The following is a 26,157-nucleotide window of genomic DNA, read 5'->3' as shown; positions in this document are numbered from 1 at the left end:
CGCTGTTCGATGACGGACGGCTACGACTGCTATCAGAATGCTCTGGCCGAGCGGGTCAACGGCATCCTCAAGGGCGAGTTCCTGTTGCAACGTCCCGCTGACCTTGAGCAGGCCGCCAAGATGGTCGAACAGTCGGTTCGCATCTATAACCACGAGCGGCCACATGCCGCTCTGAAATACAAAACGCCCGATGCGGTGCATCGGGCGCTCTAGGGTCTGGATACTGTCAACCTATTCCAGGACTTGACAAGCGGTGTTCGAGCAACCGGCGCTTCCTACGGCAACGAAATCGTCAAATTAGCCGACTCCGGGCCCACCTTGATCACCTGCGAATAAGGCGCCAACGCCTGCAGCGTCTTGTCCTTCAGATACGTATTCAGCACGAGATACCCAAGCAGCGCCACCAGCGCGAACACCGCCCCGATCGCCCAAACCGGCACCTCGCGCTTCAACCGATGCGCGATCTGATCCGGCAGCGGCCAGTGCGGAGCAAACGCAGCCCGCTTGCCCTTCATATGCGCGATCTCGTCACCCAGCCGCGCGGTGAGGTAAGCCAGCTTCTCCGGCCCCTCGAGCAGATACTTGCCCTGGAACCCGAGCAGCAGGCACATATGAAACACCTCGAGCGACTGCAGCCGTGCCGCCCCCTGCGCGCGACATTCCTCGAGATACTGAAAAAACTTCTCGCCCGCGAGCTGTTCGCCGAACAGCACGAGCTGCAGCGGCCGGCGCTCCCAGTCAGTGCGAATCTTGAACTGCGACGACAGCACCATCTCGTCGATGGCCGCACAGAACGCGAATTTCGCGCCGTACACATCTTCAGCAGCGATATTCAGCTTCTTCGCGCCACGCTCGAAATCCGACAAAAACTCCTGGATCCGCGTGCTGAACTCGCCGGCGCTATCCGGCGCCCGCCCGTTCTTGAGCAGGAACAGCATGAAGAACCCGTCATACAGCAGGTCGAGCAGCGAACGGGCCTGGAACGCGGAGTCCGTCGACGCCGGGGAATGCATGGGTGCCGGCGCGTTGTCGCCGAACAGGGAGGGCGCGTAGCTCATGATGTGACCGCGATCAGTTCGAATTTCAGGTCATTGATGCCAGTCGGCGCGTAGATCATCGCGGACTGGGCCTGCAGCATGCGCTCGTACAGTGCACCGCGCGAATCGAGCGCGAAGTAGCATGCGCCGGGCCGCACCGGAATCGCGGGCGGCACCTGCGGCGTGTACGAGAGCCGCACGCCGGGCATGGCCGACAGCACGAGCTTGTCGACGTCGTCGGGCGCGCCGACCTTGAAGCGGGCCGGTACGGCATCGACGAGCTCGACGCTCGGCATGTCCGCGGACACCGCCAGGTAGAACTCGGTCTTGTCGTCGATCTTGCCCGAATCGAGGCGGCCGAGGTGGAACGACGGACGCACCTCGTCGAGCGTGATCGCGAAGTAGCGCGTCGAGATCACGGTGTCGAGCAGCTCGCGCAGCATCAGGTCGAGACGCGCAAAACTCGGGCCCGGATCGTCGTGGCGATACACGGGCAGGTCGGCGAGCGTGTAGCCCTTCGAGAACGTCATCAGCTGGCCGGCGAGGCGCAGCAGTTCCTGGAACAGCCGCTCCGGATGCAGCGCCGCATGCTGGTGCAGGTGCGCGAGCGTCGCGAACGCGGCGTTCGCGGTGTGCAGCAGCCAGAACGACGCGATGTCGCCCGAGCGGAATTCGATGATGTTCTTCGACGGCTCGCGGTGGAAACCGTACAGCGCGTTCACCTTCGCCTGCAGCGCGTCGACCAGCTGGCGCAGCCGCTGGTGCAGGATCGGCGATGCCTCGATCGCGAGGCACGGCGGCACGAAGCTGTCGTCGATCTCGAAACCGGACGTCGCGGTGCGGCGCACGCGCACGAGCGGCACCGACAGCAACTGGTCGCGCGGTTCGCTATGCGCGATCAGCTTGACCTGCGTCTTCAGGAACGTGATGTCGGCTTCGGCGGCGTCGGTGAAGTTGTCGCCGACGCTCGTCTGCTCGCTGACGAAACGCGTCATGAAGCCGGCGGCCGGATCGTCGCTGTAATTGGTGCCGTTCTCGCGCAGCGGGTGCAGCGCGAGATAGAACACGAATTCGTTGATGCCGTCGGGCAGCGTGTCCAGCGCGATCGGCGGCGGCAGGTCGTCGGCCTGCGGCGCGGCATACAGCGCGCCGTCCGGGAACACGAGCGCGAGTTCGGCAACCCGCAGCACGTTGCTGCCGAGCGCGTCGCGGTCGATGCGCACCGAGCGCACGCCCCAGTTGTACGGCTGGATCGCCTGGATCGATTCGAACAGGCGCGCCTCGTGGTACGCGTCCTGTCGCTGAAAGTGTTGAGGCCGGAGGAACAGCCCTTCCCCCCACAGCACCTTGGCCGAATAACTCATGTCAAATCCGGTTAATGTCGCGTTGCGATGTAATCGATTTGTTCGTGCCCGAATTGAATCGCCAATTGTTAACTCTTGTTAATTGACATTCGTGCGTCATGTTTAACCGCAGGACACCGAAGAAAGCATATTCAGCGGTTGCGACGGCGCACCCTGTTGCGGTGCAATGACGGTGCCGTCGGTGACGGTCATCGCGCAATTATGCAGGCCGATGATTATGCCGGATTTCTCCGACTTCACCGGATCGAACGTCAGTTTCCATCGTTGCAGTGCGGGATCGCGGAACAGCGCGACGATGCCGAAGGCCTGCGCTTCGCGCGAAACTTTCTCGGTCGCCGTATAGCGCTGGCCCGGAATCAGCGTGATTTCACGCACGTTCAGCAGGTCGGCGCCGAGCGCGGCCTTCTCCTTGGTCGGATCGGTAAATGCGTCGAACGGCGCCTGCTGGAACGAAGTCGGGTCCTTCAGCGCATAGATCCGGACGACGAGCGCAAGCGGCTTGTTGTCGGTCGCGGCATTCAGGTTCGGCGCCGCGGCGAGCGTGATGCCGATGTTGCGCGGCGGCTTCTGCGAGTCGGGCAACTCGGGCTTGCCGATGCCGGCCGCCGACATCACGGCGCTCGCGGCCGAGCCGAGCAGCGGGGCGGCCGCGCATCCGGCCAGAAGGGCGCAGGCAACCAGCGGCAGCGCGTAGCGAATCATGGACGATCTCATCGTGTTTCCGGCGTGCCGCCTTTATCCCCTGTCAAAACTGCCGGGTATTTCCGCGTTCGCCGCGTATCCCCGACATTGAATCGCTCAATTATTAAGCACGCCCGCGTCGCGGCAGGCGTCCGGAAATTTTTTCCGCCGCCCGGGCGGCGCGTCGCGAAACCAGTAAAACTTGCGCATTCCGGTCGAAAGAAAAACCGCTGCGAGCCCGCAGCGAGAGGCCATTCGAGGGGGTAGCGCCCGATTTTAAAAGGAATTACTCTTCACACGACGATTGAATTATGAAAAATTGATCGGTACTATACCCGCGCGCATCTAGCAAAGCAAAAGAACCAGATTCTCAACGATTTAAAACTCACGCGCCGGTGGATATAACGATGAAAGACCGTCTGTTCGCAAAACTGTCTGGGGTAGTAGTGGCTTGCGGCGTGATCGCCGGTTGTGCGAGCCAGCCTTCCGCGCCGCCGACTGCCGAGGTGTTCAACAAGTCGCTGGCCGATGCGGACGCAGTTGCGAAGGCGGGTGACCAGGACAAGGCCCTCGGCCTGTACCAGCAGCTCGCGAAGTCGGATCCGACGCGCGAGGAACCGTGGTCGCGCATCGCGCAAATCCAGTTCGCTCAGAACCACTACGGCCAGGCGATCGTTGCCGCCCAGGAAGCGTTGCAGCGCGACGCGACCGACCGTCAGGCGAAGAGCGTGCTGGCCGTCGCCGGCCTGCGGATCGCGACGCAGTCGCTCGGCGAGCTGCGCCAGGATTCGTCGCTCGCGGGCGACGCGAAGTCCGATGCGCAGGCGCTCGCGAAGCAGCTGCGCGATACGCTGGGCGAATCGGCGCTGTTTCCGCCGGAAGCGAAGGTCGTGAAGCCGCGCACGCCGCGCCGGATCGTCCATCGTGCGAAGGGCGGCGCTGCACCGGCCGCCGAGGCGGCCGCGACCACCACGCCGACGCCGCCTACCACGTCGCAGAAGGGCGGCGCTGATCCGTTCGGCGCACTGCGCAACTGACCGCAACTGACGCGATAACCACAACTAACCTGGGAGCCGTCGAGATGGCCAAGAAAGAAAGCATTCAGAAAAGCTTGCAGAAAATCCGGCCGCCGCGCGTCCAGCTGACCTATGAGGTCGAGAAGGGCGATGCGATCGAGGTGAAGGAACTGCCGTTCGTCGTCGGGGTTGTCGGCGATCTGGCGGGCCAGTCCGAAATCGAGCAGCCGAAGCTGCGCGACCGCAAGTTCGTCAATATCGACCGCGACAACTTCGACGACGTGATGAAGGCGATCGAGCCGCGTGCCGCGTTCCAGGTGGAAAACCGCCTGAGCCCGGAAGGCGGCAAGTTCGCGGTTGACCTGAAGTTCCGCTCGCTGTCGGATTTCAGCCCGGACGATGTCGTCGAACAGGTCGAGCCGCTGCGCCGCCTGCTCGAGGCGCGCTCGAAGCTCGCCGACCTGCGCAACAAGCTCGCCGGCAACGACAAGCTCGAGGATCTGCTGTCCGAGGTGCTGAAGAACACGCAGCAGCTGCAGGAGCTCGCGAAGGGCACCGGCGGCGACAAAGACGGCGAATGACGACGGAGTATTGAGATGAACCAGCAAACGGCTGCGGCCGAAGCGAGCGGCGCGGAATACGCCGCGGGGACTTCGCTGCTCGACGACATCGTCGAGAAGAGCAAGGTCGCGAAATCCGATTCCGAGCATGCGCGCGCGAAGGACCTGATCGGCGAGCTCGTGCACCAGGTGCTCGACGGCACGGTGATCGTGTCGGACAACCTGTCGGCCACGATCGACGCGCGCGTCGCGGAGCTCGACCGCCTGATCTCCTCGCAGCTTTCCGCGGTGATGCACGCGCCGGAATTCCAGCGCCTCGAAAGCACGTGGCGCGGGATGGACTACCTGGTCAAGGAAAGCAACACGGGCCAGACGATCAAGATCAAGGCGCTGCACGCACCGAAGCGTGACCTCGTGCGCGACTTCAAGGGCGCGAGCGAGTTCGACCAGAGCGCGCTGTTCAAGAAGGTCTACGAAGAGGAATTCGGCACGTTCGGCGGCTCGCCGTTCGGTGCGCTGATCGGCGATTACGAGATCTCGCGCCAGCCGGAAGACCTGTACTTCATCGAGCAGATGTCGCGTGTCGCCGCGGCCGCGCACGCGCCGTTCATCGCGTCGGCGTCGCCGGAACTGCTCGGCCTAGAGTCGTTCTCCGATCTCGGCAAGCCGCGCGACATCGCCAAGGTGTTCGACACGGTCGAATACGCGAAGTGGAAGTCGTTCCGCGATTCCGAGGATTCGCGCTACGTCGGCCTGACGCTGCCGCGCTTCCTCGGGCGCCTGCCGTTCAATCCGAAGGACGGCCAGACCGCGGAACGCTTCAACTTCGTCGAGGACGTCGACGGCACCGAGCACGACAAGTACCTGTGGTGCAATGCCGCCTGGGCGTTCGCTGCGCGCCTGACGGCCGCGTTCGACGACTTCGGCTGGTGCGCGGCGATCCGCGGCGTCGAAGGCGGCGGCCTCGTCGAGGACCTGCCGACCCACACGTTCAAGACCGACGACGGCGAGGTCGCGCTGAAGTGCCCGACCGAAATCGCGATCACCGACCGCCGCGAGAAGGAGCTGAGCGACCTCGGCTTCATCCCGCTCGTCCATTGCAAGAATTCCGATTACGCCGCGTTCTTTGCTGCGCAGTCGGTGCAGAAAGCAAAGAAATACAGCACCGACAGCGCCAACGCGAATGCCGTTCTGTCCGCCCAGCTGCAATACATCTTCTCGGTGTCGCGTGTCGCGCACTACCTGAAGGCGATGATGCGGGACAAGATCGGCAGCTTCGCGTCGGCGCAGAACGTGGAGACTTTCCTCAACCGGTGGATTTCGCAGTACGTCCTGCTCGACGATAACGCCTCGCAGGAACAGAAAGCGCAATTCCCGCTGCGCGAGGCATCCATACAAGTGTCGGAGATTCCGGGCAAGCCGGGCTCGTATCGTTCGGTCGCGTTCCTGCGCCCGCACTTTCAGCTCGACGAACTCTCGATTTCTCTGCGACTTGTCGCTGATCTGCCCAAATCGGCAAATTCATAAGCGAGCAAAATCGCCCGGGCGGGCCGCCTGGGTAGGACGTTAAAACCACCTCTTTGGGGAGTAGAAGGGCCATGTTACACATTCACTTGCAGTTTGGTAGTCCGGCAGTCAAAGGCGAGTCCGCGGACAAGGACCACCAGGGCTGGCTCGAGTTGAAATCGTGGGATCACTCGATCATGCAGCCGCGTTCGGCAACGGCGTCGTCGGCCGGCGGCCTGACGCAGACGCGTTGCGAACACGGCGACATGGTGTTCTCGAAAGAGATCGATTCTTCGAGCCCGCTGCTGTACCAGCACGCGTCGGGCGGTACCACGTTCGACGAGGTGACGGTCCATTTCTCGCGCGCTGACGGCGAAGGCAAGCGCGTGCAGTATCTGGAAGTCAAGCTCAAGTACGTGATCATCTCGAGCATCGCGCCGAGCGTTCGTGAGGAAGGTCTTCCGATCGAGACGTTCTCGCTGAAGTACGCAGCCGTGCAGTGGAAGCAAACCCAGCAGAAGATCGGCGGCAACCAGGGCGGCAACACGCAGGGCGCCTGGAGTCTGACGAAGAACGACAAGACCTACGCGGTCTAAGGTCGGTTGCGGCAGCGGGGCGCATCGCGTCCCGTTGCCGTTTTCGCTGTACGCACCGACCGATGAAACGATTCGAACCCAGTTTTCTCGACAAGCTGTTCGACGACGAACCGCACCTGCCGGCCTCGGCAGCGATGCGGCAATTGTCGCTGGAAGAGCTCAAGAACACGGTCGCCCGCGACGTCGAGGCGATCCTCAACACCCGTATCGCGCACACCGAGAACGAGCTGGCCACGCTGCCTGAATGCCAGAAATCGGTGCTGACCTACGGGCTGAACGATTTCGCGGGGCTGAGCCTCGCGAGTCACTACGATCGCGCGTTCATCTGCAAGTCGATCCAGCAGGCCATCGCGCGCCATGAGCCGCGCCTGCAGCAGGTGCAGGTGACGTTCGAGCTGAACGAGCAGGCGACCAACGCGCTCTACTTCGCGATCCAGGCGCTGCTCGTCGTGCACCCGGCCGAGGAGCCGGTGAGTTTCGACGCGATGCTGCAGCCGTCGACGCTGCAGTATTCGGTCACGCGCGCACGCGCTGCAAGAATGCAGTAAATCAAGCCGCCGAGCGGGCCGGACCGCCCGGTGGTGGATCAGGTCCGGCAGGAAATATTGAGGTTCGGGGTCGTCGATGGAAGAATTGCTGCCGTATTACGAGCGCGAATTATCGTTTTTGCGGCGCTATTCGCGAGATTTCGCCGAACGCTATCCGAAGATCGCGGCGCGGCTCGCGCTGTCCGGCGAGCATTGCGAGGATCCGCACGTCGAGCGGATGATCGAGTCGTTCGCGCTGCTCGGCGCGCGCATCAACAAGAAGCTCGACGACGATTACCCCGAATTCACCGAAGCGCTGCTGGAAGTGCTGTATCCGCACTACCTGCGGCCGTTCCCGTCGTGCTCGATCGCGCAGTTCACGCCGGCGTCGCCCGGCCAGCAGACCGAACCGGTCCTGATCGATCGCGGCACCGAGCTGAAGAGCCGCCCGATCCGCGGCGTGCAGTGCCGATTCCGCACCGCCTACGACGTGACGCTCGCGCCGATCCGCATCTCGGAGGCCCGCTACATTCCGGTCGCGCTCGCGCCGAGCGCGACGGTGCTGCCGTCCAATGCGACGGGCGTGATCTCGATCACGTTCGAATCGCTCGCCGCGCAGCTCGATCTCGGCGCGCTGAAGCTGTCGACGCTGCGCGCGCACCTGCACGGCGAGCAGTCGTTCGTCGCCGCGCTGACCGACTGCCTGTTCGTCAACGTGCTCGGCGCGTATGTCGAGCCCGAACGCAACGGCCGCTGGACCGCGCTGCGCAAGCTGCCGATCGCGCAGGCCGGCTTCGGCGAGGACGACGCGCTGATCGACTACCCGGCGAAATCGCATCCCGCGTATCGCCTGCTCACCGAATACTTCGCGTTCCCCGACAAGTTCGATTTCGTCGATTTCGACCTCGCGGCGATCGCGCGCGCGTCGGGCCGCTGCCAGCGCGCGACGCTGCATCTCGTGCTGCAGGACGTGCGCGGCGATTCGCACGTCGCGCGGCTGCTCGAACTGCTGACGGCGAGCCATTTCCGGCTGTTCTGCACGCCGATCGTCAACCTGTTCCGCCAGCACGGCGAGCCGATCCGCATCACGCACCGCGCGGTGTCCTACCCGGTGATCGCCGAGGCGCGGCGCGCATTCGCGTACGAGGTGTACTCGATCGACTCGGTGAAGCTTGTCAGGCAGCAGGCGCACGAGGAGTCGGTGATCGAGTTCCGGCCGTTCTATTCGCTGCATCACGGCGAATCGGCGCGGATCGGCCATTACTGGTTCGCGCGTCGCAACGACTGGGTCGCGCAGAAGAGCCCCGGCTATGAAACCGAGATCTCGATCGTCGACATCGATTTCGAGCCGACGTCGCCGCAGACCGACACGCTGAGCCTCGATCTCACCTGCACGAACCGCGACCTGCCGGCGATGCTCGCGTTCGGGCTCGAGGGCGGCGACCTGTTCCAGGAAGGCGGCGCGCAGACGAGCGGCATTTCGCTGCTGCGCCGCCCGACGCAGAGCGTGCGCTTCGAGCGCGGCCGCGCCGCGCACTGGCGGCTCGTGTCGCACCTCGCGCTCAATCATGTGTCGCTGGTCGCGCACGGTCTCGCGCCGCTGAAGGAAATGCTGACGCTGTACGACCTGCGGCGCACCGCCGTGTCGATGCGCCAGATCGACGGGCTGGCCGGCATCGAGCAGCGCGGCGCCGTGCAATGGCTGCCCGGCAAGCCGTTCGCGACTTTCGTGCGCGGCATCGAGATTCGCCTGACGATCGACGAGGAGCACTTCGTCGGCGCGAGCCTCGCGTCGTTCGTGCGCGTGCTCGACAGCTTCTTCGGGCTGTATGTCCACATCAACAGTTTCGTTCAACTAGTCGTCGTGTCGAAGCGCACCGGCGAGGAGATCATCCGATGCAAGCCCCGCACCGGCGAATCGATCCTGGCGTAATCGACGCGCTGCTCGACGAACCGCACCGCTTCGAATTCTTCCAGGCCGTGCGCGTGCTCGAAGGGCTGTTCGCGCGGCAGGCGTCCGACGCGCCCGGCGCGTGGCGGCAGGGCGACGTCGTCGCGCGGCGCATCGAATTCCGCAACACGCTGTCGCTCGGCTTTCCGCCGAGCGAGATCGAGGGCCTGCGCTCGTTCGACGACGGCGGCACGCTGCTCGATTCGGGCGAGCGGCGCGAAGCCGCGCTCGCGGCCGGCGAACTCGGCCACGTCGAGCTGACACCCGCTTTCTTCGGGCTGCTCGGCGGGCAGGGCGCGCTGCCGCTGCATTACACCGAGCAGATCGTCGCGCGCGAGCACCTGAAGCGCGATCACGCGGCGCGCGCGTTCTTCGACGTGTTCTCGAACCGCGCGACCGCGCTGTTTTATGCGGCGTGGAAGAAATACCGGCTGCCGTTCCATTACGAGCTCGACCGCGACGAGCGCTATCTGCCGCTGCTGCTCGCGATCGCGGGCGTGCCGAGCGACGAGGTGCGCGACAGCCTCGCGGCCGGCGCGGGCGGCGTGCTCGACGAGGCCGTTGCCGGCTACGCGCTGGCCGCGCGGCACCGGCCGATGTCGGCCGCGTACCTGCAGCGCGCGCTGTCCGACTATTTCCGCGTGCCGGTGAAGATCGACCAGTTCGTCGGCAAGTGGTACGACGTGCCGCCCGACCAGTTGAGCGTGCTCGGCGAAGTCAACGCGGTGCTCGGCGCGACGGCGCTCGTCGGCGAACGCGTATGGCAGCGCGACATGCGCGCGCGGATCGTCGTCGGCCCGCTGTCCAAGCGCGACTACGAGGCATTCCTGCCCGGCGGCCCGCAGGCCGTCGCGCTCGAGCGGATGCTGACGCTGCTCGCCGGCGTCACGCTCGAATACGAGGTGAAGCTCGTGCTGAAGCGCACCGAGGTCGGCGCGAGCGTGCTCGGCGCGGGCTCGCGGCTCGGCTGGGACGCGTTCCTCTGCACGCGCGACGCGATCGACGACCGCTCGGACGCACGCTACGAACTGCACGTGATTCACTGATTCCGAGGGTCTATTTACATATGGAACGCGCATGCGAATGCCCGAAATCGCTCGGAGGGCAAGAAGTGAGGAGCGCCGTTTGCGCCACTAGCCAAACGCCCCGAAGGAAGTCCCCTTGGGGGACAAGCGACGAGCGACGCCGCCATACGGGCGATTTCGGGCTTTCCCGTGACATGAATTTTTTAATTTGGGGTTGCCACGAGAACGGCCGCTCGCCACGTTGCGCTCCTTGCGAATACGTCAGTATTCGCAGCGTCGCGCGCCTCGCGAGCGGCCGTTCTCGTGGCAACGCATGCGCGTTCCATATGTAAATAGACCCTAACAACAAACACGCAATCGAACCTGAGATCGACGCCATGAGCACGCCTCTGAAGACCCTCATCACGAAACTGAATCCGCTGTGCCGGCACGCGACCGAGCGCGCGGCGAGCGCGTGCCTGGCGCGCGGCCACTACGAGGTCGATCTGGAGCACCTGTTTCTCGCATTGCTCGAGGAGCCGGCGGGCGACCTGCCGCTCGCGCTGCGCGCGAGCCGCGTCGATCCGCATGCGCTGCGCGCCGATCTGGAGCGCGAACTGACGCGCCTGAAGACCGGCAACACGCGCACGCCGGTGTTTTCCGTGCACCTGATCGCGCTGTTCGAGCAGGCCTGGCTGATCGCATCGCTCGATTCGCAGCTCGGCCGCATCCGTTCGGGGCACTTGCTGCTTGCGCTGCTGACCGCACCGGATCTCGCGCAGTTCGCGCAGCGGATGTCGTCGCAGTTCGCGGAAGTGAACGTGACGGACCTGAAGCACAAGTTCGACGAGATCGTGGCCGGGTCGAGCGAGGCCGAGCCGCGCCAGGCCGATATGGACGACGGCGGCGTGGCGCCGGGCGCCGGCGGTGCGGCGCCCGCGGCCGGCCCGTCGAAGACGCCCGCGCTCGACACGTACACGACCAACCTCACGCAGCGCGCACGCGACGGCAAGATCGATCCGGTGATCGGCCGCGAAGCCGAGATCCGCCAGGCGATCGACATCCTGATGCGCCGTCGCCAGAACAACCCGATCATGACCGGCGAGGCCGGCGTCGGCAAAACGGCGGTCGTCGAAGGGCTCGCGCTGCGGATCGCGGCCGACGATGTGCCGCCGCCGCTCTCCGGCGTCGCGCTGCACGTGCTCGACATGGGGCTGCTGCAGGCCGGTGCGAGCGTGAAGGGCGAGTTCGAGAACCGCCTGAAGAGCGTGATCGACGAAGTGAAGAAGAGCGCACATCCGATCATCCTGTTCATCGACGAGGCGCACACGATCATCGGCGCGGGCGGCCAGGCCGGCCAGAACGACGCGGCAAACCTGCTGAAGCCGGCGCTGGCGCGCGGCGAGCTGCGCACCATCGCCGCGACGACGTGGAGCGAGTACAAGAAGTACTTCGAGAAGGACGCGGCGCTTGCGCGGCGCTTCCAGGTCGTGAAGGTCGAGGAGCCGAACGAGCCGCTCGCCGCTGCGATGCTGCGCGGGATGTCGGGCCTGATGGAGAAGCACTTCAACGTGCGGATCCTCGACGACGCGATCACCGAGGCCGTGCGCCTGTCGCACCGCTACATCAGCGGCCGCCAGCTGCCCGACAAGGCGATCAGCGTGCTCGACACCGCCTGCGCGAAGGTCGCGCTCGCGCACAGCGCGACGCCGGCGGCGATCGACGACACGAAGAAGCGCATCGAGCGGATCGATGCTGAAATCGCGTCGCTGGAGCGCGAGGCGGCCGGCGGCGCGCCGCACGACGAGCGGCTCGCCGAGCTGCGCGGCACGCGCGACGCGGCGCTCGAGCAACTCGCGAAGGACGATGCACGCTACGAAGCCGAGCGCGCGATCGTCGCCGAGATCACCGAGCTGCGTGAAACGCTCGACCGCGCGCGCGGCCCGTCGGAAGACGGCCAGCCGGTCGACGTGCAGGCGACCCGCGACAAGCTCGCCGAACGCGTGGCGGCGCTGCACGCGCTGCAGGGCGGCGAGCCGATGGTGCCGCTGCAGGTCGACGGCCATGTCGTCGCCGAGATCGTCGCCGCGTGGACGGGCATTCCGCTCGGCCGGATGGTGAAGGATGAGATCGACACCGTGCTGAACCTGCAGCCGCTCCTCGGCGCACGCGTGATCGGCCAGGACCATGCGCTCGACGCGATCGCGCAGCGCGTGCGCACCGCGACCGCGAACCTGGAGGATCCGAACAAGCCGCGCGGCGTGTTCATGTTCGTCGGGCCGTCGGGCGTCGGCAAGACCGAGACGGCGCTCGCGCTGGCCGACATCCTGTACGGCGGCGAGCGCAAGATGATCACGATCAACATGAGCGAGTACCAGGAAGCGCACAGCGTGTCGGGCCTGAAGGGTTCGCCGCCCGGCTATGTCGGCTACGGCGAAGGCGGCGTGCTGACCGAAGCCGTGCGCCGCAACCCGTATTCCGTCGTGCTGCTCGACGAGGTCGAGAAGGCGCACCCCGACGTGCTCGAGATGTTCTTCCAGGTGTTCGACAAGGGCGCGATGGACGATGCGGAAGGGCGCGAGATCGACTTCCGCAACACGCTGATCATCCTGACGTCGAACGTCGGTTCGACCGCGGTGATGCAGGCCTGCCTGAACAAGCCGGCCGAGGAGCTGCCCGATCCGGACGCGCTCGCCGAGACGCTGCGCCCGCAACTGTACAAGACCTTCAAGCCCGCGTTCCTCGGGCGGATGAAGGTCGTGCCGTACTATCCGATTTCCGACGACGTGCTGGCCGAGATCATCGAGCTGAAGCTCGAGCGGATCCGTCGCCGGATCGAGGCGAACCACAAGGCCGCGTTCGAATGGGACGAATCGCTCGTCGATGCGGTGCTGGCGCGCTGCACCGAGGTCGACTCGGGCGCCCGCAACGTCGACCATATCCTGAACGGCACGCTGCTGCCGGAGATCGCGGGCCACGTGCTCGGCCGGATCGCCGACGGCGCGGCCATCGCGCGCATCGCGGTGCGCGCGGACGAGGCCGGCGAATTCGCGTACGCCGTCGAATGAGCGCGGCCGCGCAACGCCAAGCATTGATGAACTGACCGAACCATGCCGATCAATCTTCCCGAGCTGCTGACGCCGATCAGCGATGCGTCGCCCAGCGGCGACGACCTGCTGTTTTCGAACGAATTCGACGCGATCCAGGACGCGCGGCGCTACGACGATCCGACGCTCGACCAGGGCGAATGGGTGACCGAGATCAAGGAGGCCGACTGGGGCTTCGTCGTCGACCATGCGGACGAGCTGCTGCGCTCGCGCACGAAAGACCTGCGGCTCGCCGTGTGGCTGACCGAGGCGCTCGCGCTCGAGGACGGCCTCACCGGTCTCACCGAAGGCTATGCGCTGCTCGAGGGCCTGTGCCGCGAGTTCTGGGACACCGTGCACCCGCAGCCCGAAGGCGACGACACCGAGTACCGGCTCGGCAACGTCGCGTGGCTCTCCGGCCGCACGGCCGAGCTGCTGCGCGCGGTGCCGGTGACGGACGGTGCGTCGAACGCGTTCAGCACGCTCGACTGGGAAGTGGCGCAACACGTCGCGCAGTCCATCAAGCGCGACCCCGATCACGCGGATGACATCGCGCGCGGCAAGCCGTCGATCGACCAGATCGATTCGTCGCGGCGCGTCACGTCGATTGCGTTCTACACGGCGCTGCTGGCGAACCTGAAGGCGTTCGAATTCGCGCTCGATGCGTTCGAGGAGCGGCTCGTCGAGCGCGCGGGCGATTCGGCGCCGAGCTTCCGGCAGGCGCGCGACGCGTTCGAGACCGTGTACCGGCTCGCCGAGCGCTTCGCGCGCGAGCAGGGCTATACGGGCAGCGCGCCGCACACGCCATCGGCACCGCAGGCGCAGCCCGAGCGCATCGAGCCGGTTTTCGGCAACCCGATCCAGACGGAGGAGACCCACGTGCAGCCGCAGCCCGTTCCGCGCGCACCGGTGACGCAGATGATCGCCGGCATCCAGAACCGTGCGCAGGCCGTCGACCAGTTGCGCGCGGTCGCACGCTATTTCCGCCAGACCGAGCCGCACAGCCCGGTCGCGTATCTTGCCGACAAGGCGGCCGAATGGGCCGACATGCCGCTGCACAAGTGGCTCGAGAGCGTCGTGAAGGACGACGGCTCGCTGTCGCATATTCGCGAGCTGCTGGGCGTGCGGCCCGACGAGCAGTCGTGAGCGACGGTGCCGCGCGACGCGCGTGACGCGTGTCCGGGGCGCCGTCGTGCGGTGAGAGACGGGCTTTTTTCCTGAGAGCGCGGGCCCCGGCGGGCCCGCGGCAAACAAGAAGATGAGTGACGCATGAACGTGACCGAACTGGCACAGGCGATTCGCGGTGGTCTGATTCAGCAGGACCGCCTGCTGAAGACTGACATCCCGTCGTTGCCGAACAATGCGCTCGTGCCGCGCCGGGCCGTGACCCGTTCCGGGCTGGGCCGCGATTTCAGCGTCGCGCTCGACCTGGTATCCACCGCGAGCGACGTCGAGCTCAAGACGCTGATCGCGCAGCCGATCACGTTGTGGATCCGGCAGGCGAACCAGTCGTACCTCCCGATCAACGGCTATATCCACACGGCGCGACGGCTCGGCGCCGACGGCAGCCTGTCGAGTTACCAGCTGCGCTTCGCGTCGTGGATGCACTTCCTCAAGTTCCGCAGCGACATGCGGTACTGGCAGGACCAGCCGGTCGACGCGATCCTCGCCGATGTGTTCGACCGCCATCCGCAGGCCAAGGGCCAATACCAGTTCGCGCTGTCGAAGCCGCTGCCGTCCCGCTCGTACTGCCGCCAGAGCGAAACCGACTGGAACTTCGTGCATCGGCTGATGGAAGACGAAGGGCTGTTCGGCTTCTGGCGGCACAGTGAAGACGGGAAGGCGCACACGCTCGTCATCACCGACGACCTGCATGCGGTCGACGCACTGTCGCCGAATACCGTTACGTTCGACCGTTCGGGCAGCGGCACCGAAACCGCCGGTTTCACGCAATGGGCCGCGTCGCGGACGTTGCAAAGCACGCTGCATACGACGCGCACGTTCGACTACAAGTCGCCGTCGTCGGCGGGCAATCCGAACGGCACGTCGCTGCCGACGAAGGCTGGTCAGGGCGACCTGCCGGGCCAGGCGGAGATCTACGAATACACCGGCGCGTACACGTATTCCGGCCAGGACCGCGGCGAACACCTGTCGAAGATTCGCCTCGAGGAATGGGAGTCGCGGTCGAAGCGTTTCTTCGGCGTGGGCGGTGTGCGCTCGATTGACGCTGGGCGGCGTTTCACCCTCGTCGACCATCCCGAGCACGACCGCGATTCGGCGAGCGATCGCGAGTTCGCGGCCATCGGCGTCACGCGTTACATCGAGAACAATCTGCCGGTCTCGGACCACGAAGCGAACTTCCCGCATAGCCTGCAGGCCGAGCTGGCGCAGGTGAAGGCCGGTCGCGGGGAAGCGGCTGTGTTCGAAGTCGGGCATGACGACGGCTCTGCAGGGTTTTATCTCGTCGAGGTCGAGGCGCAGCGCGCGAGCGTGCCGTATCGCAGCCCGTTCGAGCACCGCAAACCCGCGATGCAGCTCGAGACGGCCGTCGTCGTCGGCCCGAAGGGCGAGGAGGTCTACACCGACGAGCTGAACCGGATCAAGGTCATGTTCGTCTGGGACCGGCAGAGCGAAGGCCGCGAGACCGCATCATGCTGGATGCGCGTCGTGCAGTCGGATACCGGTGGCGGTTACGGCGGCGTTCATATTCCGCGCGTCGGCGAGGAAGTGCTGATCGGCTATATCGGCGGCGACTGTGATCGGCCGATCGTCATGCATCGCGTGTACAACAGCGCTGCCAAGCCGCAGTGGCATAGCGACGGGATCCTGTCGGGCTTCCGGTCGAAGGAGTATGCGGGATCGGGGCACAACGAGATGGTGCTCGACGACGCGACCGGGCAGAACCGCGCGCGCCTGTTCAGCAGCAGCGCGAATTCGCTGCTTCACCTCGGCTATTTGATCGAGCAGAACGGCAACACGCGCGGTGCGTATCTTGGCTCCGGTTTCGATCTGCGTACGGATGCGTATGGTGCGATGCGTGCCGGGCAGGGCCTGTACGTGACGACGCATCCGAAGCAGGCGAACAGTCAGCCGCTCGATGTCAGCGAAGCGAAGCAGCAGCTCGTCAATGCGGAGGGGCTGGTCGAGTCGATGTCGCAGGTCAGCGAAATGCATCAGGCGGAGAGTCTCGGCACCGGTCGCGATGCGCTGAAGCAGTTCGCCGACGCGACGCAGAACAGCGTGGCCGGGGCGACGTCGGGCGGTGGCAGGACAGCCGGCGGCGGGACGGGGAACGCGAATGCGTTCAAGGAACCGGTGATGCTGTTCGCGAGCCCGGCGGGGATCGGGATGGCGTCGCAGCAGTCGGTGCACCTGGCCAGCGACCAGCAGACCAATATCGTCAGCGGCCAGAGCACGTTCATCACCAGCGGGAAGTCGCTGATCGCCGGCATCCGCGATCGCATCAGCCTGTTCGCGCAGAACGCCGGAATGAAGATGTTCGCCGCGAAGGGCAACGTCGAGGTCCAGGCGCACGCGGACAGCATCGAGCTTACCGCGCAGAAGACCGTGAAGATGGTGGCGGCGACCGAGGCCGTCGATGTGGCCGCGAAGCAGGAGATCCTGCTGACGTCGGGCGGCGCGTATATCCGGATCAAGGGCGGCAACATCGAGATTCACGCGCCGGGGAAGATCGATTTCAAGGGAGCGCAGCACCAGTTCAGCGGGCCGACGAGCATGCAGTATCCGTTGCCCGCGATGCCGGGCGGCACGTGCAAGCAATGCGTGCTGAATGCGCATAGCGGTCGCGAATCGATGGTCGAGGCGGATTGATGGACGAAGTCAACGATGTGGGCGATGCCACCGAGATGGCCGTCGATGTGCCCAATCCACGTGAGCCTGAATGGCCGGCATTCGTGGAGACGCTGAAGGCATCGCTGGCGCGCAATACCGACGACGGCCGCGCGCTGCGGTTGTACGTGCTCGTCGACACGCGCGGCTATCAGGAACTGGACTCGCAGCTTGCAGCCGTGCGCGGCCTGCGCCACGCGTCGCTCTGGACCGATACCGGGCTGGATGCCTATACGGATATCGCGCCATATCTGATCGCGTTCGATCGCCAGGCGTTCGACGACGAGGATGCCGAGCAGTATCGCCTGCTGCGTCAGTTGTGGCTGGACGCGGTCGATCTGCATGCGGTGACGTGGCTGTGCTCGGCGTGGTCGTTCGACGCGCTCGATGCGCATCTGCGCCAGTACGTGAAGTACACGCTGCCGAACGGTCGCGCGTACTACCTGTTTTTCTTCGACAACCACGTATTGGGGCGACTTCGACTGGCGTGGAGCGATACGCAGGCGCAGCAGTTCGTCGCCCCGTTCGACGAGATCCGGTATCGCGACCGGCGGCTCGATGAAGTCGTGTGGCGCAACGACACGCCCGCGGTCGAAGGGGCGGCATCGGCAAGTCAGGCGCCAGGCCTGAGCGAGCGGCAGCATGCGCGACTGATCGAACTCGGGTATCCGGACAAGCTCGTGCTGAAGTTTCGGGAGACGATGGGGGCGATGGTCGACCACTTGTCCGATGCGGAACTGTATGACGAGGTCGTCGAGCAACTCGATCGCGCTGCCGCGCATGGGATTGCCGATGAAGCGGAATTGCAGTGCTACGTGATGACGGGCGTGCTGGTCTCGCCGCGGTTCGACGAGTATCCGGCGGTGCAAGCTTGCCTCGGAGCCGTGGCTCATGGGGACACGACGCTCAATGACGCGTTGGCTACGATCGACGACGCGACATGGGATGTGATTCGCGATGCGCACGAGCAAGCGTTGCCGGAGGTGCGTAGTGCCGTGGCGTAGGTCCATGCTAGCGGTGGGGCTGCTTGTTGTCGCTTTGAGCTTGAGTGCCTGCGGCAAGTCGGAGCCGACCTATAGCGGGATTTCCATGATGGGCCGGAATTATCTGCCGTACAACATGAGCGGTTTCACCATTACCGACGCGTATGGGAACAGGGCGAGTGGTGGTGGCGATGATCCGCCGGGTGCGGGTGGCGGGAGCCTGACATGTTGCTACAAACTCAAGGGAACAGAGTTTACGGTCAGGTGGGAGTACTACGATGTCGACCAATGGCACAAAGGGGACGAGCAGACGTTCCGTGCCGAGGCGAAGGTGTCGATGCCGCCGTCCCAGTCGCCGGACAATGTGGGTTCCCGGATTTTTGAGGTGCACTTCTTTCCGGACCGGCATGTCGAGTTCCAGTTTCCGGGCCAGATGCTCGATGATGCGCGCCTGCCGATTGTCGATGTCGTGAGATGGGTGAAGCGGTATCAAGGGCAACTGGACAAGCGATACGACGAGCGCGAGGACCAGCAGTTTCGTCGTGTCGCCCGGATCGTGGCGTCTGCGTGGCTGAAATATCGTCTGACCGACCGTGACGATCTGGAGCAGTACGCGTACTTCGCTTTGTTGGTCAACAGTCGATTCGATGCGCATTCCGAGATTCAGCGTCTCTTGCAGACGGTTGCCGGTAAGCCGGGTATGTTCGCGAAGTCGATGCAGTCTCTGCCGAAGAACGTGAAGTCGGCGCTGGCAACCGATAGCTTCGAGCCAGTGGTTGTCCCGGTCATTCCAGATGGATTGTTGCCGCCGCTGCGTGTGCCGGAGGTGCGGCATGGTTGAATCGGGTGCGTTCGATCAGGAGTGCGCGCAGTCGCCTATCGGCATCGCACGCCGGACGGCATTCGAGCCGTGTGCAAAGGTGATCGATAACAGATGCAAAACAGGCGCTTGCTCGCCACGGCGCGGCGTGCGAGGTGCCACTCAGAAGGGAAACGTCGATGCATAGAGGAACGAAACCGGCGCGCATGACGGGCCGTGTTCTGGCGACTTGCCTGCTGTTCGCAGCCGTGACGGCTTGCGGCAAATCCGAGCCAACCTATAGCGGGATTTCGGTCATGGGCCGGAACTATCTGCCGTACAACATGAACGGCTTCACAATCACCGATTCTTATGGCAACAAGGCAAGCGGTGGCGGAGACGATCCTCCCGGCGCAGGTGGCGGCAGCGTCGCGTGTTGCTACAAGCTCAAGGGCACCGAATTTACGGTCAAGTGGAAGTACTACGACGCAGATCGATGGACGATTGACGACTCGCATACGCAGCAAGTCGAGACTAAGGTGGTGATGCCGCCGTCGGCCGTTCCCGAGAAAGTCGGCGGCCGTATTCTTGAAGTTCATTTCTATCCGGATCGTCACGTCGAGTTCCAGTTCCCTGGCCAACTTTTGGACGAATCGCGTATTCCGGTCGTGGATGTTTCCCGATGGATGGCGACGCACTATCAGGAGCAACTGGACAAGAAATTCGACGATACGGACGGACAGTCGCATCGGCGCATTGCGAGTGCCGTAGCTGCCGCGTGGCTGAAGTACCAACTGACCGACCGGAATGACCTCGAGCAGTATGCGTATTTCAGTTTGCTCGTGAACAGTCGATTCGATGCGCATCCGGAGGTGCAGCGGATCTTGCGGGCAGCGGCTGGAAAGCCCGGTTGGTTTGCCAAGTCGATGCAAGCGCTTCCAAAGAACGTGTTGTCCGAACTGGCAAGCGGCAAGTTCAAGCCGGTGAACGTACCGACAATTCCCGACGGACTGGTGCCGCCGCCACGCGCAGAGGAGAAGCAGCATGGCTGAGAGAATCAAGCTCGATCCGGACGACGCGACGCCGATGTCCACGTATATGCAGCTTGTCTGCCAGGACGCGAACATGTATCCGAAAGGCGATTGTCTGCCATGCGGCGCGACGATTCGCATGGGATTTTTCTTCGATGCGTTTGGCAGAAGTCGCGATATTGACGACAAGTCGAGCTCTCAATATTCGAACATCTGCCGTTTGTGGGAGGCGCACCGGGACAACGACGACAGGCATCGGCCGGTCAATCAGTTCTGGTTCCGCTTCTATTATTCGGGACTGGGCACGCCGCTAAACGAGTCAGCCAAGGCCAATGAGTGGATCAATGCGGGCGTAGCTGCAGTCAAGATGGGGGGCAAGAAGGCGATGAGCGGAGCGGAGTCGGTCGCCAAGTCGTTCACGCGCGTCGATACGCCAATCAAACAGGCCAGCGTGAAAAAACGTGTCGACGACGTAAAAAAGCAGTTCATTGAGAACTTTCTCGAGGGGGATTTTTCGCTTCGACCAATCGACAAGGCATTCCAGGATCTTCGCAAGGACATCGAGCACATCCCTGCTCAGGCGCGACGTGTGATGAACGTGTTGAATGCATCGCAGGAGCGTTACTGGGAACGAACCAAGGCGACCGGAACGCTGCTGTGGCGCAACGCGAAGAACGACTTCAAGAACAACGTCAAAGGCGCGCCGATGAAGGCGGGCTGGGCGGTCGCGCGCAGTCTTTTTGTCGGCATTGCGATGGAGAACGTGCCGATCGTGCGTGACAATTCCGTCATGGCGAAGGCTTTCGGCACGGGTGTCGATACGCGATTGATTGCAGCGAAAGACCAGTTCGAGGCTGCGTACCACGCCGTCAAGAAGCAGATGCCGAAAGTTCGGGCCATCGAGGTATCGGTGTTCGGCGCCGACCGGGGATGCGTACTCGCGCGTGCCTTCATCAACGATCTGGCGGAAAAATACAAGCGCAGGGACGACATGGATCTCGCCATTGACGGCGTATCGATTCAGATCAAGTTTGTCGGACTGCTCGATGCCGTTTCATCGGCCATGTCCGAAGAGGCTGGCGAGCTGATCGGCATGGTGCCGTATCTGGGAATGATCAAGACCAGCTTCAAGGACCGGGCCCTCGGCATACCGGCCAGTGTGCAGCGCTGTGTTCATTTTGCCGCGGCACACGAGATGCGCTTTTATCAGCGTCTCGACAGTCTCGAGAAGACCCGTGGCGAGCAATTCCTTTATCCGGGTACGAGTTGCGATGTCGTAGGCGGCGCGCCCAAGGGTTCACTGGGTTTCAATGCCGAGTTGATGCGGATTCCTCTGCGTGACATGCTGCTGGAGGCATTGAAGGCAGGTGCAGTCATGGATACGATGGAGGATCTGCGAGACAAGAAGCCGGACACTTTCCGGAAATTCACGATTGCACCGCCGATCAACGCGGACGGCAAGCAATACCGCATCAAGCAACTCGTCGACGCGTACTACGCGCTCGTCCCCCGCAAATCCGGCGCCGACTTCATGGAGCATTCGAAAGTCTTCATGCGCTGGATTTCGGCCCGCTACATGGATCCCGAATTCCGTCGCACGATCGCGGACCCCGTCGCCGACTGGAAGCGCAACATGAGCGACGCCGACCTGCAGCGCAAGACCGCGAAGTCGCAACTCGACTGGGAGCTGCAGCGACAAGGCATCAACATGAGCATGCTCGCCAGCCGCAGCCAGGACGATCAGGCGAAGCTTCGGGGAATGAAGGCGGCGAGCGACGCGGCGCAAAAACGCTATGAGAAGTTGATCGCGGAGGCGCCGAAGGACTATTCGACGGTGTGGGAGCGTCTCGAAAAAGAAGCGGCAAAGAAACTGCGCAGCGCGTCGTATCAGGAGGGCCTGAAGCAATCCGCCGAGCGCATCCGCAACATGCCGGATTCGTGGGATTCCAACAACAAGGCCAGCGCGGATGCGGTCGAGGCGGCCATGTTGCCTGAAGCCGAGATGGAGCTCGTGTCGGCCTGGAAGGAAGGGATCGAAGGCAAGCATCCGCTACCGGCGGAAGTCATGGCGCTGTTCGACATGCTCGTCCACGATACGTTGCTGACGAGCTGGCAGGACCATGTGCTGGCGCCGTCACTGTACTTCCGGACTCGCGACAAGGATACGTTCGGGTCGAGCGATCTCGCAAAGGAAGCGAAGCAGCGCAAGAAGGACGACCTCGCCGCGGCGCGCATCGACCAGGCAGCCAAACAGAGTCAGGAATGGGCACGGGGCTACAAGGGCGGTGCAACTCCCCCCATTCATTGAGCGGCGTTGCTGGATGACGGAGCGCTTGCCTCACTGTCTGTCAGAGACGAGCGCTCCGGGATATATCCGTCATATTTTTGATGCAGGCTGGGAATATCGGTGCGTATATCAGGGATGCTTGGTACGGAAGTGAGCCTTGGGCGAGGGATTTTTTTAAAAGGTCATTTTTTTTAATAGAGCGTGGTGGTGAAACGGTGCTCGCGTTCTCCACCGTTCCGGAAGATTGGAAAACTCTAGGGTTTCTACTGGTTGGCTATGCGCGGGAAGTGCAGCCCGGTACCAAGCTGGCAACGATAGCTGGCGGGGCTGGATCATTGTCGTCCGCGGGAGCGGCGGCGTGGAATGCAGCCAAGGGGTCCTTTTCCGGAAATGCACTCATCGCATTCTTTATTGGCGCCGGCATAGATGCGATCGTCTGGTTTTCGGATTCAAATCAGGATTTCCGAGATTTAATCGCAATATTGTTGGTGGATGCATTCAAGGCGGCATTGGTCGGTGCGGCGATAAGCTTGGTCAATGCAGGCATAGTCGCTATGGCTGCAGCGACCGGAGTGACTGTTGGTGCTTTGGCAATAGGTGGATTTTTCTTGATTTTGGGCGTCGGTTTGCTTGTTGATTATTTGTTCGATGCTAGTGGGAAGAGGTTCATGAAGTTGCTGCTTCATAATTCGAAGGCCATCGTGGATGAAATCGATGACATGGTGCGAAGAGCGGGTAAGGCACTCGAAGAAAGGCTGCCGAATGACTATGGGAATTATTATTCTGGGTCGCAATGGATGTTGCTTCCCTGAGGATTCGCTAATTGGCGATTTTTGAGGGTTTTGATCTGGCGATGATGGAATCAAATATTGACAGAGAACCGGTCGATGACGGATCGCCGATAGATTTTCATGGAAAGCTGGCTGCGATCGAGTTGGCTATTGGTTTGCTTGTGGCTGGCATATATTACGTATTTTCCCAGTTGGGTGTGATGGCGGATTCTCTGTGGAAATCAATAATAGTTGTTCAGTTTTGTATATCGATTGTTTTGTTTATTCATTATGTTGAGAATCGGCAATCTCGAAGACTCTGGGTTGAGGGTATAGTTTCTTTGTTTGCCTTGGGGCCGTGGTTGATGATCGCGTTGGTTTGGTTGTTCTATATATCATATATTCCGATGCCCGTGATTCTGAAGGTTTCTGTGATTGCTGCGTGTTTTGCTATTATTGGGTGGCACTCATTCAAGGTTTTGGCGGATTTTCGTTGTGCGGTGGAAAAGGATTCGGTTGTAAAGACGATTTATTATGAAGGTGGTGCGAATATGGTGTTTCGTAATTCGCTGGGTGGTTATATCGATCAATTGACTTCGCGGAATCCGCTGAAAAGGTCTCTGCTTTCCGTGGTCGGTTATTCGATGCCGTTTGCTGCGGCATTTGGATTGAGTGCGAATCATATTTTTGGTGAGAACGTTGGCCCTCATGTGTTGTGCATTATTTTGTCGCTCCTTGGGTTTCCGATGTCTATCTGGATTATTGGGAATACCTACGTGCGATCGATTTTTTTTCGAGTGTATTTGCCATTGATGCTTGAGAGGAAGACCGGGAAGAAGGTTATTCTGAGTTCGTGAGTGGGCTGATTGCTTGCAATGATTTGAAGCGAAGCTTCATATCTGCGCAATGCCACAATTTCCAAAGCGAATCGGGTTGCAGGTGCGGCTATTGCGGCGTCGGTTTGGCTGTATGCGGCCCGTTTCGGCCAGAATCCGTTGTGCCGAAGAATGGTTCTGATCAAACAACTGAGCGATCTGCAGCGATTCGCCCTTGTGCCAGCGCTCCCACATTAACGCCTTCTGGCTGTCTGTATAGTAGATCCGCCGCCTCTGTTTCATTGCAACACTCCTTGCTGCTATGCAGCTTCAAGTGTGTTGCGTCGACGGGTTGAATCCGCAACATTTATCTGCCACTCAAACTAGAGCGTGAAACCGGAAAAAGGGTAATTCTCGGGCAGTAAGGTGGGATGATTGCGCGAGCATGGATGGTGGCGTGCGATTTGACGGAGCAACGAACGAAGACCTTTCTGGATTACCTGAAACAGGTACGCGATCAGTGAATGCCCGATTCCCGGGCTACGCGCTACGGCGGTCAGCGGCCTCACATGGTTGGCCGCGACGAAGCGAGATCCGAAACCAGTCAGCACGTCCGCATCACGAACCACTGACGCGAATCCGTGCGCGCCGCGCTTTCCGATTCACCACGGGCTTTTTGCGATCCTCGATCCACGGAAGCAGCGAAATACCCCCCGCACACAGCATCAACCCGGCGACCAGGGCAAACAGACCGAATCCGATTTCACGTACCCATGCTCCACCCACAACCGCTTCGTTGCGCCGGGCAATGCCCGGAAACATCGGCGAAATGCGCAGGCCATCGTCCGCGGCCGCACTGCAATAAGTCTTCGTGAACGCGGCGAACTGTTCGCGGCTGATGTTCGATGCGGCCGAACGCGAATACACCGGCGATCCGGCAGGCTGCCACGTCGTATCGTAGTGCTGCGTCTGTCCCGCGCCATAGCGGAAGACGGCCTGCGCCTCCCATGTCGCGTCGGATTTGCCGTATCGCAGAGACATCGCACATTGCTCGACGAGGGCGGGGACATGAGGCCACGCGCGAGCGCGAACGAGGATGGCCGAATTGATGGTGCCAACTGCGCCCGCCAGCAGGACGAACGCACCGACAAGCAGAAGAATGGCCGATCGCAAGCAGCGCAGTGCGAATGTCACTGGAATGGCTGGATTCAGTAGTCGGTTAGTGAGGTGACCGGCGTACCGCCGATGCGGGAGCTGACGGGGCCCGCGCAATCCGCGGGATGTATCTGCCGGTATCGTGCGCCCGGCTCGCCATGCCTCCGAATCCCCGCCTACTGCCCCACCCGGAACTCGATCCGCCGATTCCTCGCCCTTCCATCCGCCGTATCATTCGGCGCGATCGGCTGATCCGGCCCGACGCCCGTCGTCGTCATCTGCTGCGGCGGGATGCTCTTCGTGATCAGGTAGCCCTTCACCGCGTCCGCGCGCGCCTGGCTCAGCGCGATGTTCGACGTCCGGTTCCCCGAGTTGTCGGTGTGGCCGATGATGTCGACCGTGCGGTTCTGCATCTTCGCGAGCGCGGCCGCCATCTGGTCGAGGATCAGCCTGCCCTGCGGCGTGAGCGTTGCGCTGCCGGTCTCGAATTCGATCGTCCGGTTCGCGAGCGTCTGATCGAGCACGCCCTGCTCGGATGCCGACACGCGCAGCCCGTTCTTGATCGTGTACGTCGGGTTCAGCGTGTTTGCCATGTCGCTCGCGAGCTGCTGGCGCTGCGCTTCGTTGTGCACCTCGCCCTTCATCTCGATCTGCGTGCCGTTGATCTTCAACTGCCCCTTGCTGATCTGCTTGAGCTGCGCGCCGAGCAGCTTCTGCACGTTCGCGCTCCAGTTCGGCGGCGTCGCGACGTCGCCGACCTCGATCTGGTCGACGACGTTCGCCGCGCCGTAGGTATCGCGCAGCTTCTGCAGCACGGCGGCCTTGGTCGCCTCGTCGGGCACCTTGCCGCCGGCGACCACCTGGCCGGGCGCCGCGTTCGCGGGCGGCGGCGTGATGGTGCCGGCCGTGCCGTGCACCACCGTGCCGGATGCGGTCGCCGCCGCGGCGCCGGCGTTCGTGTTCGACGACGGCAGCGCGGTCGTTGCGACCGTGCCGTTGCCGACCGGCGTGACGGTCGCGCCCGTGTTCTGCGCGAAGGCCGCGCCGCTCGCCACGAGGCCGGCGGCGAGGAGGGCGAAGAGGGTGGAGCGGGCGGGCGAGAAGCGCGCGCGCCGAGCGTGAATCGTGCGATGCATCCCG

At 63.1% G+C, this 26,157-nt stretch carries 22 protein-coding genes and 1 pseudogene; 17 read left to right on the top strand and 6 right to left on the bottom strand.

The window, feature by feature from the left end; genetic code table 11:
* Nucleotides 1–213: integrase core domain-containing protein (locus BFF94_RS32950; protein ID WP_219139647.1), on the top strand; the 213-nt coding region annotated here is incomplete at its 5' end.
* A gap of 62 nt (nt 214–275) precedes the next feature.
* Here the strand turns inward: BFF94_RS32950 and icmH are convergent.
* From icmH to tssJ, 3 genes are all read right to left on the bottom strand, one after another.
* Entirely contained in the window at nt 276–1,058 is a 783-nt protein-coding gene (gene icmH / locus BFF94_RS32945; protein ID WP_128843344.1) for a type IVB secretion system protein IcmH/DotU, read from the bottom strand.
* Nucleotides 1,055–2,401 carry a type VI secretion system baseplate subunit TssK gene (gene tssK, locus BFF94_RS32940; protein ID WP_128843343.1) on the bottom strand — a complete coding sequence of 449 codons (1,347 nt, stop codon included), beginning with the start codon at nt 2,399–2,401 and terminating at the stop codon, nt 1,055–1,057. The genes icmH and tssK overlap by 4 nt, the downstream gene beginning before the upstream one ends.
* 102 nt (nt 2,402–2,503) lie before the next feature.
* The gene (gene tssJ, locus BFF94_RS32935) at nt 2,504–3,115 is read right to left on the bottom strand and encodes a type VI secretion system lipoprotein TssJ (protein WP_128843342.1); all 612 of its coding nucleotides are present in this window, start codon (nt 3,113–3,115) and stop codon (nt 2,504–2,506) included.
* A gap of 374 nt (nt 3,116–3,489) precedes the next feature.
* Between tssJ and BFF94_RS32930 the strand changes: the two genes are divergently transcribed.
* The 16 genes from BFF94_RS32930 to BFF94_RS32855 all read left to right on the top strand — a co-directional run bounded on the left by BFF94_RS32930 (nt 3,490) and on the right by BFF94_RS32855 (nt 23,904).
* On the top strand, nt 3,490–4,119 hold the full coding sequence (locus BFF94_RS32930) for a tetratricopeptide repeat protein (protein WP_128843341.1): 630 nt from the start codon (nt 3,490–3,492) through the stop codon (nt 4,117–4,119).
* Between the two features lie 44 nt (nt 4,120–4,163).
* A complete protein-coding gene (gene tssB / locus BFF94_RS32925; protein WP_069619456.1) occupies nt 4,164–4,679 on the top strand; it encodes a type VI secretion system contractile sheath small subunit in 516 nt (171 codons plus the stop codon).
* Nucleotides 4,680–4,694: 15 nt separating this feature from the next.
* Nucleotides 4,695–6,185 carry a type VI secretion system contractile sheath large subunit gene (gene tssC, locus BFF94_RS32920; protein WP_128843340.1) on the top strand — a complete coding sequence of 497 codons (1,491 nt, stop codon included), beginning with the start codon at nt 4,695–4,697 and terminating at the stop codon, nt 6,183–6,185.
* A gap of 71 nt (nt 6,186–6,256) precedes the next feature.
* Complete coding sequence (locus tag BFF94_RS32915; RefSeq protein ID WP_128843339.1) at nt 6,257–6,760, top strand: Hcp family type VI secretion system effector; 504 nt, start codon at nt 6,257–6,259, stop codon at nt 6,758–6,760.
* A gap of 62 nt (nt 6,761–6,822) precedes the next feature.
* Complete coding sequence (tssE, locus tag BFF94_RS32910) at nt 6,823–7,308, top strand: type VI secretion system baseplate subunit TssE (RefSeq protein WP_089488119.1); 486 nt, start codon at nt 6,823–6,825, stop codon at nt 7,306–7,308.
* A 76-nt stretch (nt 7,309–7,384) separates the two neighbouring features.
* Nucleotides 7,385–9,220, top strand: a complete 1,836-nt coding sequence (gene tssF, locus BFF94_RS32905) for a type VI secretion system baseplate subunit TssF (protein ID WP_128843338.1) — start codon at nt 7,385–7,387, stop codon at nt 9,218–9,220.
* Nucleotides 9,184–10,284 carry a type VI secretion system baseplate subunit TssG gene (gene tssG, locus BFF94_RS32900; protein ID WP_219140280.1) on the top strand — a complete coding sequence of 367 codons (1,101 nt, stop codon included), beginning with the start codon at nt 9,184–9,186 and terminating at the stop codon, nt 10,282–10,284. Before tssF ends, tssG begins: the two co-directional genes overlap by 37 nt.
* A 356-nt stretch (nt 10,285–10,640) precedes the next feature.
* On the top strand, nt 10,641–13,310 hold the full coding sequence (gene tssH, locus BFF94_RS32895) for a type VI secretion system ATPase TssH (protein WP_219140279.1): 2,670 nt from the start codon (nt 10,641–10,643) through the stop codon (nt 13,308–13,310).
* A gap of 42 nt (nt 13,311–13,352) precedes the next feature.
* Complete coding sequence (gene tssA / locus BFF94_RS32890) at nt 13,353–14,474, top strand: type VI secretion system protein TssA (RefSeq protein WP_128843310.1); 1,122 nt, start codon at nt 13,353–13,355, stop codon at nt 14,472–14,474.
* A 123-nt stretch (nt 14,475–14,597) separates the two neighbouring features.
* Nucleotides 14,598–17,159, top strand: a complete 2,562-nt coding sequence (locus BFF94_RS32885; protein WP_128843311.1) for a type VI secretion system Vgr family protein — start codon at nt 14,598–14,600, stop codon at nt 17,157–17,159.
* Entirely contained in the window at nt 17,159–18,181 is a 1,023-nt protein-coding gene (locus BFF94_RS32880) for a DUF4123 domain-containing protein (RefSeq protein WP_128843312.1), read from the top strand. The genes BFF94_RS32885 and BFF94_RS32880 overlap by 1 nt, the downstream gene beginning before the upstream one ends.
* 4 nt (nt 18,182–18,185) lie before the next feature.
* On the top strand, nt 18,186–19,001 hold the full coding sequence (locus tag BFF94_RS32875) for a DUF3304 domain-containing protein (RefSeq protein WP_128843313.1): 816 nt from the start codon (nt 18,186–18,188) through the stop codon (nt 18,999–19,001).
* A gap of 158 nt (nt 19,002–19,159) precedes the next feature.
* Nucleotides 19,160–20,011 (top strand): DUF3304 domain-containing protein, encoded by an 852-nt coding sequence (locus tag BFF94_RS32870; RefSeq protein ID WP_128843314.1) that lies wholly within the window; start codon nt 19,160–19,162, stop codon nt 20,009–20,011.
* Entirely contained in the window at nt 20,004–22,298 is a 2,295-nt protein-coding gene (locus BFF94_RS32865) for a DUF2235 domain-containing protein (RefSeq protein WP_128843315.1), read from the top strand. The genes BFF94_RS32870 and BFF94_RS32865 overlap by 8 nt, the downstream gene beginning before the upstream one ends.
* 80 nt (nt 22,299–22,378) lie before the next feature.
* Nucleotides 22,379–23,089 (top strand): hypothetical protein, encoded by a 711-nt coding sequence (locus tag BFF94_RS32860; RefSeq protein ID WP_219140278.1) that lies wholly within the window; start codon nt 22,379–22,381, stop codon nt 23,087–23,089.
* Nucleotides 23,090–23,100: 11 nt separating this feature from the next.
* On the top strand, nt 23,101–23,904 hold the full coding sequence (locus tag BFF94_RS32855; RefSeq protein WP_128849534.1) for a hypothetical protein: 804 nt from the start codon (nt 23,101–23,103) through the stop codon (nt 23,902–23,904).
* An 84-nt stretch (nt 23,905–23,988) separates the two neighbouring features.
* Here the strand turns inward: BFF94_RS32855 and BFF94_RS32850 are convergent.
* The 3 genes and pseudogenes from BFF94_RS32850 to BFF94_RS32840 all read right to left on the bottom strand — a co-directional run.
* Nucleotides 23,989–24,165 (bottom strand): annotated as a pseudogene (locus BFF94_RS32850) (IS30 family transposase); the annotation flags it as partial.
* Nucleotides 24,166–24,480: 315 nt separating this feature from the next.
* Nucleotides 24,481–25,056 (bottom strand): DUF3592 domain-containing protein, encoded by a 576-nt coding sequence (locus BFF94_RS32845; RefSeq protein WP_128849531.1) that lies wholly within the window; start codon nt 25,054–25,056, stop codon nt 24,481–24,483.
* 137 nt (nt 25,057–25,193) lie between these two features.
* Nucleotides 25,194–26,153: an OmpA family protein gene (locus BFF94_RS32840; RefSeq protein ID WP_219140277.1), complete on the bottom strand. Its 960-nt coding sequence runs from the start codon at nt 26,151–26,153 to the stop codon at nt 25,194–25,196.
* Nucleotides 26,154–26,157 lie beyond the last annotated feature (4 nt).

The sequence above is a fragment of the Burkholderia catarinensis genome, assembly GCF_001883705.2.
In the GTDB taxonomy this organism is placed as follows: domain Bacteria; phylum Pseudomonadota; class Gammaproteobacteria; order Burkholderiales; family Burkholderiaceae; genus Burkholderia; species Burkholderia catarinensis.
This window is presented reverse-complemented; position numbering and strand designations above follow the sequence as displayed.